Genomic DNA, 18,226 nt, shown 5'->3' on the forward strand with positions numbered 1-18,226 from the left:
ATTTTAATTTCCCTGATTATTTCCCTTGTTTTGATGTTGTACTTATGTATGTAATTTCTGGAACCTTAATTAATGGTTCTTGTGGTCTTATAGCTCTTCTTAACACAATTAACCTCTTTGCTGGTCCTTGAACTGAACCTTTTAATACAACATATTTGTTTCTAATAACACCATAGTGTAAGAATCCTCCTTTTGGAGTAATTTCCTCTCCATTATTTCCAATTTTTAAAATTCTTTTATTGTATTCTGTTCTTTGGTGGTAACCCATTTGCCCTGCCATTGGAACGGTCCACATTATCATTTTTGGTTGCCATGGACCTACAGAACCTACGTGCCTACCTACTCCTTTTCTTGCGTGCTTTCCAAATTGTATTTTAACTCCCCATCTTTTTACAGGTCCTTGGAATCCTTTACCTTTTGTAACTCCAATTGTATCAACTAATTCTCCTTCTTGGAAGACATCTGTAATATTTAATTGCTTACCTAAAATCTCTTTAGCGTAGTTTAATCTTTCATCTATATTTTTTCCTCCAATTCTAATTTCTAAAATTTCTGGCTTTTTCTTTGGCAAGCATGTTAATTTTGGATTTGTATGAACTAAAACTCTAACATCCTCTATTTTATCTTTTAATGATTCTAAATCTTCTACTGTCTTTTTATCTTCTTTCTTTGGTAATTTGATTTTTCTTTCTAATTCTTTATCTAAGTTATCTGCCCAAACTTCTGTTAATGTTGTTAAATAGTTTCTCTCATTTCTTCCATAAACTCTTATACCAAATACATTAATTGGCGGAGCCTCTAATATTGTGATTGGAGTAAATATTTCCTGCCCAGCATTAGGACTTTTTGGATTATCTTCTTTAATAAATGCATGGCTCATTCCTGCTTTATATACAGGAAATGCTTGCAATCTTACAGTATCTTCTTCTGGCCAACTTCTAATTCTTGGCACAGGTCTTTTTGCTCTTTTTCTTGGACTGAATGCTAAGGAACCTCTTCTTGGTCTATTAACATTTAACCCCATAATCTAACCTCCGAAATATTTATTACTATAAATTAAAAAATCTTAATTGTGTTTTTATGTTTTAGTGTGTTTATACTATATTAAATTTAAGCCTATAATAGCGCAAACCTGTCATTGCCTATTAAGGCTTTTCAGGTTTGCATTAATATTAATAAACATAATAAAAGAAAAGAAGTGTATAAACAAATACTAACAAAAGGGTATATAAAATTTTTGGTGATGATCATGGAAGAGGTAGAATACTTAATAAACTACCTTGCAAATAAAGACAGCGTTAGAGAAGAAATTTTAAAATTATCAAGGGAAATAGTAAGAGATTGCTCAATGTTAATTAGAAAAATACATAAATCAGACAAAGAAGAAAATTTTGAAGATAAATTAAAAGAAATTGAAGAAAAAATTAAAAAATTGAATAGTATGGCAACATTTCCAGAGTTTGTTGGATATTTATCAACTCCTCAGCAGGAGTTCGTAGAGGCATTGGCATTGTATATGATAAAATTTAAAAATAAAATTCCTAAGTTTAAAGACCTTGATTTTATAAAGGAGGAAAATTATATTTTGGGATTATCTGATGTGATTGGGGAATTAAGGAGAGAAGTTTTAGAATCTATGAAAAATGATGATCTATCAGAAGTTGAAAGATACTTTAAATTTATGGAAACATTATACGATTTTTTAATGAACTTTGATTACTACTATGTTGTAGATAATTTAAGAAGAAAGCAAGATATATGTAGAGGAATCTTAGAAAAAACTCATGGAGATATAGTTACATTTATAGAAAATTTGAAACTTAGAGAAGATTTAAAAAATGTAAAAAATCTTAAATAAATATTTAATTATCTTTTTCATCTTTCTCTAAATATACTGTATATGTTGGGAATGCCATCTCTATTCCTTCTTTCTCAAACTCCTCTTTTATTTTTAAATTAATCTCATCAACAGCATTTAAATAATAATCAAAACTAATATTTCTTACAAAATATTCTACTCTTAAATTTAAACTCCAATCACCATATTCTGTAAAATGAACTCTATAGGGGGGTAGAGTGGCAGGATGATTTTCAACAATATTTGTTATTATTTCTTTACCTTTTTTAATTTTCTCAACTGGTGTATTGTAAGTTAAACCAATAGTCATTAAAACTCTTCTTCTATCCCTAACTGTTAAATTTTCAATAGAGGATTCCAACAAATTAGAATTAGGGACTGTTATTAATGTATAATCAAATGTCCTTATTCTTGTACTTCTCATACCAATTTCTTCAACGATTCCTTCAACATCGCCAACTTTAACCCAGTGTCCAAAACTAAATGGCTTATCAATTAATATTAAAACACCTGCAATAAAGTTTTTTATTGTATCTTGCATTGCCAGTGCTACTGCTAAACCTCCAATACCTAAACCAGCCAATATAGCAGTTACATCATATCCAACAGAACTTAAAGCAGTTAATATTCCAAGAACTATTATTAATATTTTTGTAAATTTTTTTAACGGTTTAAATATGTGATCATCAAGTTTTGTTTTAGTTTTTTCAACTAATGGTGATACATAATGTTCGAAAATCCCATCAACAAACTTAACAGCAAAGTATGTTATTGAAAAAATAACAACAACTTTTATAGCACTTTCTATGATTTTATGAATGTAATCAGGTAATACTAAAAAGTTCAATCCAAAATAAAAGAATATAACCACTATAATTACAACTGTTGGTATATCTATGGCGTCTAAAAAAATATCATCAAGTTTTGTTTTTGTTTTAGATACAATTTTTTTTATATAATTTTTTATAAATTTATCTACAATTTTTCCTGCAACAATTCCTAACAATGTAATAGCAATAAAAATAACTATATGAGTTGGAGTATTATTAAATATCTCCATACTCCTACACCTTTCTTATAAAAGTTAATTATTGTTTAATTTACTTACTTATTATTCTGTTTTCTACCTCTTTGAATTTCGTAAATTCTTTTTACATCCTCTATTGTGTTTATATCATCCTTACCTTTGTCAAATCTAAATCTTACAACTCTTGGGAATCTTAAAGCATATCCACAGGGATACTTATCAGATTTTTGTATTTCTTCATAAGCAACTTCAATAACAATTTTTGGCTCAACTTCTACCTCTTCCCCTAAATCTCTAATAATTATTTTATCAATCTCCTCTTTTAACATTTCTAAGTCACTTTCAGTCAATCCAGTTCCTACATGTCCGATTGGATATAAATTACCTTCTTCATCCCTAACACAAATTTCAAAAGAACCATACCAATCTTTTCTCTTACCCATTCCCCTTTTAGCCTTTGTAATTACAACATCTAAATTTTCAAGAGTTGGTTTAAATTTATACATAGTTCTAACTCTACTTCCCGGTGTATATGGGGCTTTTAGATTTTTAATCATAACTCCCTCATGCCCTATAGATAAACTCCAATTATAAAACTCTTTAGCCTCTTTTGGATCGTTAGTAACTAACTTATAAGATATGTCAATAATTTTATCTGATCTCAGTTCTTTCTCTATTCTTTCCCTTTCAGTTCTCCAATCATTTTCATAACCAACAATTTCCTCTAAAACTTTTCTTCTATTTTCAAACTCTTCATCAATAAATGATTCTCCATTTTTATAAAGTATGTCAAATAAATAAACTCTCAAATTAATTTCCTTCATTATCTTTCCAATGTCATACTTTCTTCTAAACCTCCTAAGGATATCTTGAAATGGTCTTGGCTTTCCAGTATTTTTATCAATTGCTACACATTCTCCTTCAACAATTAACTGATCTACATTAATTTTTTTAATAGCCTCTACAATTTCAGGAAGAGCGTTTGTAACATCTTCCAATCTCCTACTGTAAATTTTAACTTTATCTTTATCTTTGTGTATTTGAACTCTTGCTCCATCATACTTTGTCTCAAATTGTGCCCTACCCATTTCTAATAAAGCCTCTTCAATTGATGGAGCAATTTGTGCCAGCATAGGTTTTATTGGTCTAAATATTTTTAATTTTAATTCTTCATCATCTAAATTTCCTCTTAATAATTTCTCAGCTAAAAGCCCAATGTCATTGGTTATAGCATATAATTTTTCCAATTTTTCCTTAGGCACATTGAAATAAACTGAAAGTGCCTCCAATATAGTAGGAACATTCATCCCTATTCTCATATCCTCCAATATTAACCTCGCTAAATATCTACACTCAATTGGTGACGCTCTTAAAAATAAACTACTTATTAATCTCAACTTTTTCTTTACTGAACCTTCTCCTTCAATCTCTCCAACTCTCTTTAATGTATTATAAACTTCATCTACCGTTAATGGCTGAAAAAATAAATAGGACTGCTTAATTTTCGACTTTAACTTTTCAATAGCTAAACCAATATCCCCAGTTTCTTTAATTTTCTCCAATAATTCATCTTTTTTAATTCCTATTGATGTTACCGCATTAATTAAAAGTTTTTCTCCAATTCCTAATTCTCTTTCATCATATTCTGGATAAACTCTACCTATTGCCATGTAACAAATCTTTTTTAAATCTTCTGGTGTTCCTTTTTCTTTAACCATATCAATTAATTTTATAAATAAATCTCTTTTTTCCAATCTTTTAGTGGTTTTTTCAATTTTGTCAAATATTTCACAAACATCTTTCCATAGCATAATTTCACCACATATAACTAAAATAATTAAAGGATTAAATAAAACTAACTATTTTATTGATTTATTGAAAACCTTCCTTTCCAATTAAAGGAACGAATGCTACTGGACCACAATCTTTTATTATAACTTGATCTCCTCTCTTTTCTGCTAAAATCAATTTTTGTAAATATCTACCTACTGGCATTAATAATTTTCCTCCATCCTTCAACTGTTTTATTAACGGCTCTGGAATTTTAGGCCCAGCGGCAGTTACATATATTCTATCGTAAGGAGCCAGTGGCTCATAACCCAAAGTTCCGTCCCCTACAACTACAATAACATTGTCATATCCCAATTTTCTTAAAGTTCTTTCAGCTTTTTCAGCCAATTCTGGAATTCTTTCTATACTAACTACTAAACCATCTTTACCAACTATTTCAGCAGTAACAGCCGCGTGATAACCACATCCAGTTCCTACCTCTAAAACTTTCATTCCTGGCTTTAAATCTAATAACTCACTCATCATGCCTACCATATGAATGGCTGAAATCGTTTGACCATAACCAATTTCTAAGGGTGTATCTACATAGGCATATTTTTTTAAATGTTCGGGAAGAAATTCCTCTCTTGGAACTTTTAGTAATGCATCTATCACTCTCTTACTCTTTATATACCCCTCCCTAATTAACTTTTCAATAACTTTCCTTTTCTCTTCCTCTAAGTTCATACTTATCACCAAATAAAATTTAAATAAATTTTATTTTATATAATTTTTATAACATTAAATTTCTACATGGTGTTAATATGGAATCCTTTCTAACAGAAACACAAATTAAGGTTTTAAAATTAAGAAAAAAGGGTTTAACACAAGAAGAGATTGCAAAATTATTGGGAACAAGTAGAGCAAATATTAGTATGATAGAAAAGAGAGCAAAAGAAAATATAAAAAAGGCATATAACACAATAAAAATTTACAATATGATTATTGCCCCAGTATCTATTGAAATTGATGAGGGTATCGATGTCTTGGAGATTCCAAAAATTGTATTTAAAAAAGCTGATGAAGAAAATATAAAAGTAAAATACAACACCTTGGAGTTAATTGACCTTATAAAAGAAAAAGCTTCAGATTTTATTGAAAATAGAATAACCATAAAGAAATTTAAAATATACATCCTTGAAAATGGAGATGTAGAAATTAGTAGATAATAGAGGGGATTAAATGAAGATTCTTGAAGAGATTCCACAAAAAAATATTATTAAACTTATGCCTGAAAATTTAGATGATTTGTGGGTTTTATATAACATTATTGAAGAAGGGGATAAAGTATTTGCAGTTACTGAGAGAAGAGTGCAAGATAAAGGAGATGTTATCAGAGCAGATAGAGGAGTTAAAAGAAAAATGTTCTTAGGTCTTGAAGTAAAAAATGTAGAATTTGATGAAAATTTAAATAGATTGAGAATCTTAGGTTCAATAATTCATGGTCCAGATGATGTCCCTCTTGGAAGTCATCACACATTTGAAATTAAGCCATTTGACGAACTTTCAATTGAAAAAAATTGGAAAAAATGGCAAATTGATAGAATAAAAGAGGCGATAGAGTCTTCTAAGAAACCTAAGATTTTAGTAGTAGTTATGGATGATGAAGAGGCAGACATTTTCGAAGTTAGAGATTACACTATAAAAGAAATTTGCTCTATAAAATCTCATACATCTAAAAGGTTGGATTATAAAATTAACGAAGAACTAAAAAAAGAATACTATCACGAAATTGCTAAGGTTTTAGAAGAGTATGATGTTGACAACATCTTAGTTGCTGGTCCAGGGTTTGCAAAGAATACATTTTATAATTTTATCTCTACTCAGTATCCAGAACTTAAAAGTAAGATTTTAGTGGAAACTATATCTACAACTTCAAGATCTGGAATGAATGAAGTTATTAAAAGAGGGCTTATTAATAAAATATATGCACAATCAAGAGTAGCAAAGGAAACACAATTAATAGAGAAACTTTTAGAGGAAATTTCTAAAAAAGGATTGGCAGTTTATGGAATTGATGATGTTAAAAAGGCATTAGAATACTCAGCCATAGACACATTGTTAGTTTCAGATAGTTTAATAAGAAATAATGAAATTGAAAAAATAATTGATACTACTGAAGAGTTGGGAGGGAAGGTAGTTATTGTCTCCTCTGAACACGATGCTGGAAAACAGTTAAAAGCATTAGGAGGAATAGCAGGGTTATTAAGGTTTCCTATAGAATAATAAAAATAAAATCATCTCCAAAATAACTTTTTAATTTTGTCAATAAAGCTCTCTTTCTTTTTAATTTTTTTAATGTCTATTTCAAAATCTATTGGAACCCCTGCTAATATTGACGCTAATTTCATATATGCTAAAGATGCAGGAGAGTTTGGTCTATACTCTATAACGCTCATATTTTTCAATGCTCCCGCTCTAACATTTTCATCCTCAGGAACTTCAACTAAAACTTTTCCTTTTATTAACATCTCAATTTCATCCTTTCTCATCTCTCCAAAATCTCTACCAACTCTATTTAACACTATTCCCATTAAAGGAGTTCCAGCCATTTCAGCACTCTCTTTTAATCTAACAGCGTCAATAATTGAAAACATTTCAGGAGTAACAACAAGTAGAAGCTTATCAGCAACAGCAAGATGAGTAGCCATCTCTCTATTTAACCCAGCAGGAGCATCTATAATTATATATTCAAATTCATCCTCTATATCATTTATAACCTCTGGAAGTAAGTCAATATCTGACTTCTTATAACCTTCTAAAGATAAACTTGTTGGTAAAACATAAACTCCCGTTCTATGTTTATAAATAGCCTCTTTTATATCTGCCTCTCCACTTAAAACTTCGTGTAATGATGGTTTTTTCTTTTCCATATTAAATAATATTCCCAAATTAGCCATGGATATATCTCCATCAACAGCTAAAACTTTTTTTCCTAATTTTGCAAGACCTACAGCCAATGATGCAGAAGTCGTTGTTTTTCCTACACCACCTTTACCTGAAGCTATGGTAATTATCATAATATCACTATAATTGTTTTGTTTATACTATTGGTGTTCTACTTTTTAATGATTCATTCTTAACATACTATGGAAATTTTCAAAGCCTTCAGTAAAAAATGAAATCAACCGAAAAGTTTAAATAAAGGATTTATATCACTATTTATTGAAAATCTATTGAGAGGTGGGAATAATGAGAGAACTACCAGTAGCACCATTTGAAAGAATATTGAAGAAGGCAGGAGCAGAGAGAGTAAGTAGAGCTGCTGCAGAATACTTAGCTGAGGCAGTTGAAGAAATTGCTTTGGAAATTGCTAAGGAGGCTGTCGATTTAGCTAAGCATGCTAAGAGAAAAACCGTTAAAGTCGAAGATATTAAGTTAGCTTTAAAGCAGTAAGTTCTTTAAATTAGAATATTTTGGATATATTTTATTTTTCAACTAATTTTTTACAAATAAATTTTGGAAGGTCTTGTTTTTATGGAATTATGGAATTAATTTATTTTCTAAGATATTAAAAAAATTAAGGATTAAAAATTTTTATAACTATTTATTGATTTTATTATTGATTTTATATAGTTGATTTAACATTATTACATATATATCTGAGCCCTGGTGGTGTAGGGGACATCACAGGGGACTTCGGATCCCCAGACCCGGGTTCAAATCCCGGCCAGGGCTTTAATGATTAGTTTCATAAAATGCTATGGATGATGAGATAATGCTTAAATTGGTAGTTTCTATAATTGTTATTGTTATATTAGCATTACTTATTAAAAAAAGTAATTGCTTAGATAATCAGGGAATTATTGGTTCCTCTATTATGGGCTTTATATTACTTTATTTTTGTGGATTTAAATATTTAATTTTATTATTATCTTTTTTTGTATTAGGAGTTATAGTTAGTAAAATTGGTAAAGAAAAAAAGAAAAATAAAAACATATATGAAAGTTGTAGAAGTTTAAAGAATGTTTTAGCAAATGGTTTAATCCCATTAATATTTGCAATTTTAACAGTTTTAGGTTTTAAATTAGCATTGTTTGGATATATATCTTCAATTGCTGCAGCAACTTCAGACACTTTTTCCTCAGAGTTAGGAGTATTATCTAACGAAAATCCAAGATTAATAACTACATTTGAAGTCGTAGAAAAAGGAACTGACGGAGCTATAACAATATTTGGGTTAGTTGCTGGGTTATTGGGAGCTTTTATAATAGGGGTTATAGGATATCTATGTTTTAGAAATCCTAATATCATTTTATGTAGTGTCATTGGAGGTATTTCTGGTAATTTAGCAGATAGTTTCGTTGGGGCAGTATATGAAAGAAAAGGGATTCTAAATAATGAACATGTTAATTTAATAGCTACTATAGTGGGAGGTATCATAGGGATATTTGTAGCTATGATATTATAAATTAATGATATTATAAATTAATGATTTAATCAAACCCATAAATAACTAAATTTATTAATAGCCGAAAAATTTATATATAACTTCTGTAATTTAACTAATACTGCAAATGAGCCTCGGTGGCTCAGCCTGGTAGAGCGCCTGACTTGTAATCAGGTGGTCGGGGGTTCAAATCCCCCCCGGGGCTCCATTTTCTGTTAGTGGGCCTGTGGGGTAGCCTGGTCTATCCTTTGGGATTTGGGATCCTGAGACCCCAGTTCAAATCTGGGCAGGCCCACCACTAAACTATCAGTAATCTGCTTTCTTAGACTTTTGATGCAACTTATTCTAAAAGTTGCGTTTGGATCAGGACAAGCCCACCACTTTATGTCCGGCGGTAGTTCAGCCTGGTAGAACGGCGGACTGTAGATCCGCATGTCGCTGGTTCAAATCCGGCCCGCCGGACCATCTTCAATACCTTTGTAAGGTTCAACCAAAAAGTATATATAGGAGAAATACAATATGTTTGGAACGCACACGAGCTAAGGGCTAAAGAGGGCCCGTAGCTCAGTCTGGCAGAGCGCCTGGCTTTTAACCAGGTGGTCGAGGGTTCAAATCCCTTCGGGCCCGCCATTTCATTTGGTACGGCGGTCATAGCGGGGGGGATACACCCGAACCCATACCGAACTCGGAAGTTAAGCCCCCCAGCGATGCCCCGAGTACTGCCATCTGGCGGGAAAGGGGCGACGCCGCCGGCCTCTTTTTATTCATTATTTATTATTGAATGCTTTGTTAGGTTATCCTTGGCATTATTATGCCCTGGTGGTGTAGCCCGGCCTATCATACGGGACTGTCACTCCCGTGACTCGGGTTCAAATCCCGGCCAGGGCGCCATTTTTTATTTTAGACAAATTAATTGATAAATTTAAATATTCTTAATATTTTAATTAAATTTTAAAAGTTTTAAATGTGAGTAATATGGAAGAAGAATTTTATAAGATTATAAAAGGAGTAGGGATTATAAAAAATATTATCAAAATGATCTATTTATCGAATAAAAATAAGGATATATTTTCAAAGCCATCCAAAACTAAGCCAATTCAGTTAGTTGAGTGTATTGGTTGTGGACTCTGTGTAAGTAAATGTCCGACCAATGCTATAAAAATATTTGATTTTAGAGAGACAATATGCTCTGTTTGTGGAACTTGCTTAGAAATATGCCCCAATAACGCTATAATAAAAGATAGATTTACAATAGATGAAAGTAAATGTATGAAATGTGGAATATGTGTATTATTTTGTCCCATTCCAATAATCAAAAAAGACATTCCAAAACCAAAGACACCAGTAATTTTAAAAGATAGATGTAACAGTTGTGGTTTATGTGATTGTGAGGCAATAGATGTATTAAATAAAGAAATTGATCCAGAAAAATGCAAACTATGTTTAAAATGCATTGATAGATGTCCTTTACAGGCAATTTTAACGCCAGATGAGTATGTAAATTCTTTAGTTATAAAGGTAGATATTGACAGTTGTATATTCTGTAGAGAATGTGAAGAAGTCTGTCCAATTAGGGGAAATAATGAGCATAGAGAAGGCTAAAGAAGATTTTAGGTATTTAATAAATAGGGGATATAAAAAAGATGTTGCATTAAATTTTGTTGCTAATCATTACAAGTTGAGTAAAGAAGATAGACTTAGAATTATTAGAACTACTCACACGGATGAGGAGATTAAAATAACAAAAAGTAAATTAAAAAGATTATCTGATATAAAAGGGAAAACACTATATATTGATGGATTTAATGTCCTTATAGGTTTAGAGGCTTTAATTAAAGGAAATAAAGTTGTTTTGTGTGATGATAATATATATAGAGACTTTGAAAAAGTTTATGGTAAATATATAATAAATGAATACTCCATTAAAGCAATATCTTTATTATTAAAAATTCTTAAAGAGTATGATATAAAGCCAATAATTTATTTAGATGCCCAAGTGTCAAAAAGTGGGATGTTAGCAAAAAATATTAGAGAAAAAATGAAAGATTATAATATAGTTGGAGAAGTCCATTGTGTTAAAAACTGTGACTATATTCTTAAAAATAAAGAAATAGTGGCAACATCAGATAGTGTAATAATTAAAAGTAAGAATGTTAAATATATTGTTGATTTAGTAGCAGAGGCTATCGAATATTTAAAAAATCAGAAAAGGGGAGAAAATGAAAATTGGAATAATGAGTGATACTCACGACTATCTACCTAACATAAGAAAGGCAATAGAGATATTTAACAAGGAAAATGTTGAGACAGTAATACACTGTGGAGATTTTGTTAGTTTGTTTGTCATAAAGGAGTTTGAAAATTTAGATGCCAATATAATAGCAACATATGGAAATAACGATGGAGAGAGATGTAAATTAAAAGAATGGTTAAAAGAGATTAATGAAGATAATATTATTGATGATTTCGTATCAATTGAAATTGATGGGTTAAAATTTTTTATAACTCATGGACATCATAAATCTGTCTTAGATTTGGCTATAGACTCTGGTTTGTATGATGTTGTTATCTATGGGCATACCCACGAAAGAGTTTTTAAGGAGGTTAATAATGTTTTAGTTATAAATCCTGGAGAGTGCTGTGGATATTTAACAGATATCGCCACAATTGGAATTTTAGATACAGAGAAAAAAGAATATAAAGAAATAATAATAGAATAATAATAAAAATAAAAAGTTAAAAAATTAAAAATAAAAATATGGGTGAAAATGATGGTTAGAGTTCTGTTAATAGGAGGAGGAGCAAGAGAGAGTGCTATAGCATATACACTAAAAAAGAATGATGAAGTTAAATTATACACTTTAATGAAAAATAAAAACCCAGGAATTGCAAGATTATCAGAAGAGATTAAATTAGCAAAAGAAACTGATTTAAATGAAGTTAAATCATTTACTGAAAAAGTTAAGCCAGATTTAGCAGTTGTAGGTCCAGAGGCTCCATTAGAGGCAGGAGTTGTTGATCTATTAGAGGATATGGGTATTCCAACTGTTGGCCCAAAAAAAGTAGCGGCTCAAATAGAAACAAACAAAGAATTTATGAGAAATTTATTAAAAAAATATAATATAAAAGGTTCTTTAATGTTTAAAGCTTTTGAAGAGTATGGAGAAGAGTTAGAGAGTTTTATAGATGAACTTACTGAAAAAGGAATAAAGGCAGTTGTTAAACCAGTTGGATTAACTGGAGGAAAAGGAGTTAAAGTCGTGGGAGAGCAATTAAAAGACAATGAGGAAGCAAAAAAATATGCTAAGGAGATTTTTGAGACAGGATTAGGAGGAGGAAAGGTTTTAATTGAGGAAAAGTTAGAAGGGGTTGAATTTACATTACACGGATTTGTTGATATTGACAGTATAAAATTCACCCCATTTGTTCAAGATCATCCACATGCATTGGAGGGAGATAAAGGTAGTATAACTGGAGGTATGGGTTCTTACTCATGCCCAGATCATAATTTACCATTCATGACAGAGGAAGATGTAAAATTGGCAAAAGAGATTATGGAAGGAACTGTTAAGGCATTAAAAGAAGAAGTTGGTGGATACAAAGGAATTCTATATGGACAGTTTATGCTAACTAAGGATGGGCCTAAGATTATTGAATACAACGCAAGATTTGGAGATCCTGAGGCAATGAATATATTGGCAATATTAAAAAATGACTTCTTAGAAATTTGTGATGCAATAGTCAATAAAAAACTCAAAAATGTAGATGTTGAATTTGAAAATAAAGCAACTGTTTGCAAATATGTTGTTCCTAAGGGTTATCCTGACAATCCAGTAAAAGGAGAACCAATAACAGTAGATGAAGAATCAATTGAAAAGTTAGGAGCAATATTACACTATGCATCAGTTAATGAGGAAAATGGAACTATATATATGACTGGTTCAAGAGCTGTTGCTGTCATAGGAGTTGCTAATACAATTGAAGAGGCTGAAAAGATTGCTGAAGAGGCAACAAAGTATATTAAAGGAGAAGTATATCACAGAAGCGATATAGGTAAAAAAGAGTTAATTAAAAAGAGAATTGAAACTATGAGACAGTTGAGAGGATTCTAACATTAGTTCTCTAATTTTTTTATGTCTAAATCCTTAATATTATCTATAAAGTTTGAAATGTTCTAAGTTTCTATTTTTTCTTTTAATTTTTAAGCATCTTTTTAGGATTACTAATTTTAAGAATAATAAAAAGGTTTGGTGTTTAGTATGAAGTGTTCAAAATGTATTAAAAAACTTTGTTATACTGGAAAAAACTGCAGAAAGGATATAACTGAAGAAATTTTGGAAGAATACAACAAAAAAGAAAATTTAAAAATAGCTGAAGTTTCTTCTTATATAGAGGCTATATACTATATGAAAATAACAAGATTAGAGGAGATTATAGAATTTTGCAAACTTATGGATTATAAAAAGATTGGCATAGCATTTTGCATAGGTTTAGAAAATGAAGCAAAAATATTGGATGAGATTTTATCACAACATTTTGATGTTTATTCAGTTTGTTGTAAAGTTTGCGGAATTGATAAAGATATTTTAAAATTAAAGAAAATTAACAATAATAATAAAGAGGCTATGTGCAATCCCATAGGACAGGCTAAAATTTTAAATGAGATTGGGACTGATTTAAATATTATTGTAGGTTTGTGTATAGGGCACGACATTTTATTTCAAAAATATTCAAAAGCTCCAACGACAACATTTATTGTTAAAGATAGAGTTTTATCTCATAATCCAGCAGGGGCTTTATATAGCAAATACTATTTAAAAAAGTTAAAAAATTTAAAATCTTAGTGTGATAGAATGAAAAAAATGAAAGATTTAAGACCAATAATATGGGATGATGATAAAAAAGAGCTAATTTTAATAGACCAAAGGAAGCTTCCAAACGAATTAGAATATTTTATCTGCAAAAATTATAAAGATGTTGCCTATGCAATAAAAGATATGGTTGTTAGAGGAGCTCCTGCTATTGGAGTCTCTGCAGCTTATGGATTGGCTTTAGCTGAAATTAGAGGAGATGATATCTATAAGGCATACAACATCTTAAAGAATACAAGACCTACTGCAGTTAATCTATTTTGGGCATTGGATAGATGTTTAAAGGCATATAATGAAGGAAGGTCTATATTGGATGAGGCAAAAAAAATTCATGAAGAAGATATAGAAACCTGCAAAAAAATTGGAATGATTGGAGAAAAACTTATAGAAGATGGAGATACTATTTTAACTCACTGTAATGCTGGGGCTTTAGCAACTTCTGCATATGGAACAGCATTGAGTGTTATTAGATTTGCATATTACAATGGAAAAAAAATTAAAGTTATTGCAGATGAAACAAGACCAAGATTGCAAGGGGCTAAATTAACAGCCTTTGAGTTAAATTATGAAGGAATTCCAGTTAAAGTTATTACTGATAATACTGCTGGATTTTTAATGCAAAAGGGTGAGATTGATAAAATTATAGTTGGAGCAGATAGAATCTTGGTAGATGGAACTGTATATAACAAAATAGGAACATATAGTTTGGCAGTTTTAGCTAAATATCATGGAATTCCTTTCTATGTAGCTGCTCCTTTATCAACATTTGATTTAAAAAGTTCTGAAAAAGATGTTATTATTGAAGAGAGAGATGAAAGAGAAGTAGCATATATTGATGGAGTTAGAATAATTCCTGAAGGTGTTGGTTGCTACAACTATGCTTTTGATAAGACACCTCCAGATTTAATAACTGCAATAATTACTGAAAAAGGTATAATAAAACCAAAAAAAGAAGATATTTTAAAGCTTTATTAATAGATAGATATATATGCTATAAAGGTGTAATAATATATAATAGGATATTTTTAAAATTGGTGAAATAATGAAAAAAACAAAGGTTATTGTTTTGGCTGAAAATGCATTAACTACTCCAGGAAAATTAGTAAGATATATAAATTCGTTAAATTTGCCTATTGTGGTTAAAGAAACGTGCTTTGGAGCATACATTGAAGGAGAAGAAGATTTAGTTGATAAAGTATCTCAAGAAATTAGAAATTTTGAAAAAAATAGAATATTTTGTAAGGATAGAGGGTATCCTATTTGGGATAAAAGAAGATGTAGAGCTTTTAGAGGAGGAGGTCCAAGAGAAGGCTTCCATCAGTTAGAGGCTGAGCAGGCAGTTTTAGATAAAATTGGCTTAGCATTAGATAAAATTGAAAAAGAGGGATTAAAGCCAATGGATGAAATATTAGAGAAAGAGAATATATTAATGGAGAAAAACTCCAAACTACCAGTTGAAAAGTTTAAGGAAGTCATTGATAAGGTATTAGGGATTAAAAATGAGGCGTAAATATAGAAAAGGTAGTTCTTTTGAAAGAGAATTAAAAAAACTTTTAGAAAAGGAGGGATTTGCAGTCATTAGAAGTGCTGGAAGTAAGGGAGTTGATTTAATAGCTGGAAAAAATGGAAAAATTTTAATATTTGAGTGTAAATATTCATCAAAAGAGAAATTATATGTAAGTAAAGAGAATGTAGATAAACTTATTAATTTTTCAAAAACTTTTGGTGGAACTCCTTTTTTAGCAATAAAGCTCAATGGAGAAATTTTATTTGTAAATCCTTATAACTTATCTACCAACGGAAAAAACTACCTAATTGATAAAAAAATAAAAATTATTGCAGTAGATTTTTACGAAGTTATTGAAAAAGATAAACAGCTAAAAATAGATGACTTAACTTAATTTTAAATTTTCACTTATAATTTTTGATATAACAATACATAACAACGCTATTTTTTTTGGTTTTAATACAATAGATACATGTTTGTCATCTTTGTGAAAACCTATAAGAATTGAAGCTATTCTATTCTCATCGGCTGGTAATACTCCTATAGACACTCTTCCATCGATACCAAAAACCGTTCCTATATCTTTAATCTTATAAACTTTAATTTTATCTTTTTTAAATTTCTTATTAATTTTTTCAGCTACTATTACACTTTGCTCTAACAAAATTTTTAATAAAGCCAAAGACTCAAGATTCATCTTTATACTTTCTTTAACATCCCTATATAGCATTTTAAGAACTACATGTTTACCATCAAACTCTATTCCAAACTTTTTGTAAGGTAAATTAACAATATCCACAGTTCTCACCAGACTTTTAATAACTCAAATTTGGTTAAATAAAAATTTTTGTTAATTTTATATATAATCCTTAACCTAATTTTTATCCCCACTTTCTAACCCTTTTTAAAATTACACTCTCTCCTCCTTCAACATTTCCATCAAATTCAGCAATTAAGTAACCTTTAGTCCCAAAAGTCCCTTTTATAACTCCCCAAATTTTTTTATCTGGAACATAAACTTTTTCTCCAATAAGTTTTTCTCCTGAAGCTTTAGATTTTGCCAAACCCTCAATGTAAATTTTATCTTTCTTTTTAACAATTTTTCCTTCTTTTACAACTAATTTTTTAACTTCAACATCTTCAAAGCTAACAACTTCACCAAATCCACAAATTCTTAAAGTGTTTGGGGGCAAATCTAACCTCATTATTAAAACTTTATCCCCTTCCTCAACAACTATCTTTTTATCTAACTTAAATATGCAATAGCAAGAATCTCCTCCTACAATTTCATTTAAAACTATTGGCTCCTCTTTATCATTAATTTTTTCTATTTTGTATGGAATTATAGTTGCAGGAACTGTTAATAAACCAACATTTATATGAACCTTCATTTTTGGAGTTAAATTATATTTAAATAAATTTAAAATCTTTACTTTTGCCACAAACTTATCAATAACTTTTAATTTTGTATTTTCATCTGTCAATATACAACCTCTAAACAAACTCTCTGGCTCTATATTCATCAAAGATATTCCTACTCTATCTCCAGCATAAGCCTCATCAACATCCTCTTTAAAGCACTGTATGCTTTTAACTTTAACCTCGTGATTTATTGGCAAAACTCTTAAAGTATCTCCAACCTTTACCTTTCCTTTGTGAATTGTTCCAGCGACGACTGTTCCAACTCCTTTTATTTTAAAAGCGTGATCGATAGGCATTTTTAAATAACTGTCAATATCTCTTTTAATATTTATACTATCTAACAAATTTTTAAGTTCTTTTTTTAATATATCAATATTTTTTCCAGTTTTTGCTGAGATTTTAACTATCTTAGAATCCTTTAAATTTGTCGTAGAGTTTAATATTTGTCTCATAAATGTTTCAGTTCTTTTAATTTCCTCTTCTGAGGCAATATCTATTTTATTTATAACAACTATTGTTGGAATATTCAACAAATCCAAAACTAAAAGATGTTCTCCCGTCTGTGTCTTTGGCCCTTCTTTAGCATCTACCACCAATAAGGCAACATCTATAATATTTCCAGCCCCAACTGCTGTTCTTATTAATTCAGAATGTCCCGGAGCATCTACAAGAGTTATTCTATAATTATCCAATATAAAAGAGGAAAATCCTAAGTCAATAGTAATCCCTCTTTTTTGAGATTCCTTTGGTTTATCTAATGCAGATGTTGATATAATCTCAGTTAATTGTCTCGCTAATTCTGTTTTCCCGTGATCTATATGTCCAAACAAACCAACATTTACATTTATCATTTTTTTATTTTCCATATTACCACGCCCCAATTATGATTTATTTTGTTTCTTAGATTTTAATTTCTCTCTTTTAATTATAAACCACCTCTTTGGATTTTTTATACCTAAAAATTTAATTTTTGCCTTTCTTATTGTTCCAGAAACTCCTAAACAAATAATGTTTATTGGTTTATTTTTAAATTCTCTAGCTAAAATTAAAGAACTCTTTACATAATCAACATTATCCCTTTGGCATCTTAAAATACCATATGGAAATTCATAATATACGAGCCAAGGATTTGCTTTAGATGTTCCCCAAGCTCCATAATAATCTAAAACAGCTTTTCTAATTAAATTAACTACCTCTCCTTCTTTTAACTCTTCATCATATATTATTTTAAATGCAATGTATCTTTTTTTCTCTCTTAAAGTTGGTGGTAGTGTTTTAAGCATATTATCACTCACTAAATTAATTAAAATTAAAATTAATT

At 29.9% G+C, this 18,226-nt stretch carries 21 protein-coding genes, 6 tRNA genes and 1 rRNA gene; 20 read left to right on the top strand and 8 right to left on the bottom strand.

Annotation, left to right across the window (positions count from 1 at the left end):
* Nucleotides 1–16 precede the first annotated feature (16 nt).
* The gene (locus KMP69_RS01955; RefSeq protein WP_214400294.1) at nt 17–1,024 is read right to left on the bottom strand and encodes a 50S ribosomal protein L3; all 1,008 of its coding nucleotides are present in this window, start codon (nt 1,022–1,024) and stop codon (nt 17–19) included.
* Between the two features lie 225 nt (nt 1,025–1,249).
* Here KMP69_RS01955 and KMP69_RS01960 point away from each other — a divergent pair, with 225 nt between their 5' ends.
* Nucleotides 1,250–1,858, top strand: a complete 609-nt coding sequence (locus KMP69_RS01960; protein WP_214400295.1) for a translin family protein — start codon at nt 1,250–1,252, stop codon at nt 1,856–1,858.
* A 4-nt stretch (nt 1,859–1,862) separates the two neighbouring features.
* Here the strand turns inward: KMP69_RS01960 and KMP69_RS01965 are convergent, their stop codons facing one another.
* The 3 genes from KMP69_RS01965 to KMP69_RS01975 form a co-directional block, all read right to left on the bottom strand.
* Nucleotides 1,863–2,918: a mechanosensitive ion channel family protein gene (locus KMP69_RS01965; protein WP_214400296.1), complete on the bottom strand. Its 1,056-nt coding sequence runs from the start codon at nt 2,916–2,918 to the stop codon at nt 1,863–1,865.
* A gap of 44 nt (nt 2,919–2,962) precedes the next feature.
* Entirely contained in the window at nt 2,963–4,696 is a 1,734-nt protein-coding gene (locus tag KMP69_RS01970; RefSeq protein ID WP_214400297.1) for an ATP-dependent DNA ligase, read from the bottom strand.
* A gap of 61 nt (nt 4,697–4,757) precedes the next feature.
* Nucleotides 4,758–5,402, bottom strand: coding sequence for a protein-L-isoaspartate O-methyltransferase (locus tag KMP69_RS01975; RefSeq protein WP_214400298.1), 645 nt, complete (start codon nt 5,400–5,402; stop codon nt 4,758–4,760).
* Nucleotides 5,403–5,479: 77 nt separating this feature from the next.
* On the opposite strand from KMP69_RS01975, the gene KMP69_RS01980 reads away from it, so the two are divergent.
* Both KMP69_RS01980 and KMP69_RS01985 read left to right on the top strand, forming a co-directional pair.
* Nucleotides 5,480–5,884 (top strand): Tfx family DNA-binding protein, encoded by a 405-nt coding sequence (locus tag KMP69_RS01980; protein ID WP_214400299.1) that lies wholly within the window; start codon nt 5,480–5,482, stop codon nt 5,882–5,884.
* A gap of 13 nt (nt 5,885–5,897) precedes the next feature.
* Nucleotides 5,898–6,941 carry an mRNA surveillance protein pelota gene (locus tag KMP69_RS01985; RefSeq protein WP_214400300.1) on the top strand — a complete coding sequence of 348 codons (1,044 nt, stop codon included), beginning with the start codon at nt 5,898–5,900 and terminating at the stop codon, nt 6,939–6,941.
* Between the two features lie 11 nt (nt 6,942–6,952).
* On the opposite strand, the gene minD is transcribed toward KMP69_RS01985, so the two are convergent.
* Nucleotides 6,953–7,735, bottom strand: a complete 783-nt coding sequence (minD, locus tag KMP69_RS01990; RefSeq protein ID WP_214400301.1) for a cell division ATPase MinD — start codon at nt 7,733–7,735, stop codon at nt 6,953–6,955.
* Nucleotides 7,736–7,907: 172 nt separating this feature from the next.
* Here minD and KMP69_RS01995 point away from each other — a divergent pair, with 172 nt between their 5' ends.
* The 17 genes from KMP69_RS01995 to hjc all read left to right on the top strand — a co-directional run bounded on the left by KMP69_RS01995 (nt 7,908) and on the right by hjc (nt 15,877).
* Nucleotides 7,908–8,111, top strand: a complete 204-nt coding sequence (locus KMP69_RS01995) for a histone family protein (RefSeq protein WP_214400302.1) — start codon at nt 7,908–7,910, stop codon at nt 8,109–8,111.
* A 210-nt stretch (nt 8,112–8,321) separates the two neighbouring features.
* A tRNA-Arg gene (locus KMP69_RS02000) sits at nt 8,322–8,393 on the top strand.
* Between the two features lie 25 nt (nt 8,394–8,418).
* The gene (locus KMP69_RS02005) at nt 8,419–9,126 is read left to right on the top strand and encodes a TIGR00297 family protein (protein WP_250543613.1); all 708 of its coding nucleotides are present in this window, start codon (nt 8,419–8,421) and stop codon (nt 9,124–9,126) included.
* Between the two features lie 110 nt (nt 9,127–9,236).
* Nucleotides 9,237–9,313, top strand: a tRNA-Thr gene (locus tag KMP69_RS02010).
* Nucleotides 9,314–9,325: 12 nt separating this feature from the next.
* Nucleotides 9,326–9,403, top strand: a tRNA-Pro gene (locus KMP69_RS02015).
* A gap of 90 nt (nt 9,404–9,493) precedes the next feature.
* A tRNA-Tyr gene (locus KMP69_RS02020) sits at nt 9,494–9,570 on the top strand.
* Between the two features lie 88 nt (nt 9,571–9,658).
* Nucleotides 9,659–9,735, top strand: a tRNA-Lys gene (locus KMP69_RS02025).
* Nucleotides 9,736–9,745: 10 nt separating this feature from the next.
* Nucleotides 9,746–9,860, top strand: a 5S ribosomal RNA gene (gene rrf / locus KMP69_RS02030).
* 58 nt (nt 9,861–9,918) lie between these two features.
* Nucleotides 9,919–9,996 (top strand) — tRNA-Asp (locus KMP69_RS02035).
* Between the two features lie 84 nt (nt 9,997–10,080).
* Complete coding sequence (locus tag KMP69_RS02040; RefSeq protein WP_214400303.1) at nt 10,081–10,707, top strand: 4Fe-4S binding protein; 627 nt, start codon at nt 10,081–10,083, stop codon at nt 10,705–10,707.
* Nucleotides 10,688–11,347, top strand: coding sequence for a DUF434 domain-containing protein (locus tag KMP69_RS02045; protein ID WP_214400304.1), 660 nt, complete (start codon nt 10,688–10,690; stop codon nt 11,345–11,347). Before KMP69_RS02040 ends, KMP69_RS02045 begins: the two co-directional genes overlap by 20 nt.
* Nucleotides 11,325–11,825: an MJ0936 family phosphodiesterase gene (locus KMP69_RS02050; RefSeq protein ID WP_214400305.1), complete on the top strand. Its 501-nt coding sequence runs from the start codon at nt 11,325–11,327 to the stop codon at nt 11,823–11,825. The genes KMP69_RS02045 and KMP69_RS02050 overlap by 23 nt, the downstream gene beginning before the upstream one ends.
* A gap of 51 nt (nt 11,826–11,876) precedes the next feature.
* A complete protein-coding gene (gene purD, locus KMP69_RS02055) occupies nt 11,877–13,217 on the top strand; it encodes a phosphoribosylamine--glycine ligase (protein WP_214400306.1) in 1,341 nt (446 codons plus the stop codon).
* 147 nt (nt 13,218–13,364) lie between these two features.
* Nucleotides 13,365–13,949 carry a DUF1847 domain-containing protein gene (locus KMP69_RS02060; RefSeq protein WP_214400307.1) on the top strand — a complete coding sequence of 195 codons (585 nt, stop codon included), beginning with the start codon at nt 13,365–13,367 and terminating at the stop codon, nt 13,947–13,949.
* Between the two features lie 9 nt (nt 13,950–13,958).
* Entirely contained in the window at nt 13,959–14,951 is a 993-nt protein-coding gene (gene mtnA, locus KMP69_RS02065; RefSeq protein ID WP_214400308.1) for an S-methyl-5-thioribose-1-phosphate isomerase, read from the top strand.
* A 67-nt stretch (nt 14,952–15,018) separates the two neighbouring features.
* Complete coding sequence (locus KMP69_RS02070; RefSeq protein ID WP_214400309.1) at nt 15,019–15,486, top strand: methanogenesis marker 6 protein; 468 nt, start codon at nt 15,019–15,021, stop codon at nt 15,484–15,486.
* Nucleotides 15,476–15,877, top strand: coding sequence for a Holliday junction resolvase Hjc (gene hjc, locus KMP69_RS02075; RefSeq protein ID WP_214400310.1), 402 nt, complete (start codon nt 15,476–15,478; stop codon nt 15,875–15,877). Before KMP69_RS02070 ends, hjc begins: the two co-directional genes overlap by 11 nt.
* Here hjc and KMP69_RS02080 read toward each other — a convergent pair.
* The 3 genes from KMP69_RS02080 to KMP69_RS02090 all read right to left on the bottom strand — a co-directional run bounded on the left by KMP69_RS02080 (nt 15,869) and on the right by KMP69_RS02090 (nt 18,188).
* A complete protein-coding gene (locus KMP69_RS02080) occupies nt 15,869–16,282 on the bottom strand; it encodes a hypothetical protein (RefSeq protein ID WP_250543614.1) in 414 nt (137 codons plus the stop codon). The genes hjc and KMP69_RS02080 overlap by 9 nt on opposite strands.
* Before the next feature lie 82 nt (nt 16,283–16,364).
* Nucleotides 16,365–17,771 (bottom strand): selenocysteine-specific translation elongation factor, encoded by a 1,407-nt coding sequence (gene selB, locus KMP69_RS02085; RefSeq protein ID WP_250543615.1) that lies wholly within the window; start codon nt 17,769–17,771, stop codon nt 16,365–16,367.
* A gap of 15 nt (nt 17,772–17,786) precedes the next feature.
* Nucleotides 17,787–18,188: an Rpp14/Pop5 family protein gene (locus tag KMP69_RS02090; RefSeq protein ID WP_214400311.1), complete on the bottom strand. Its 402-nt coding sequence runs from the start codon at nt 18,186–18,188 to the stop codon at nt 17,787–17,789.
* Nucleotides 18,189–18,226: the final 38 nt, after the last annotated feature.

The organism is Methanocaldococcus lauensis (genome assembly GCF_902827225.1).
In the GTDB taxonomy this organism is placed as follows: domain Archaea; phylum AGJL01; class Methanococci; order Methanococcales; family Methanocaldococcaceae; genus Methanocaldococcus; species Methanocaldococcus lauensis.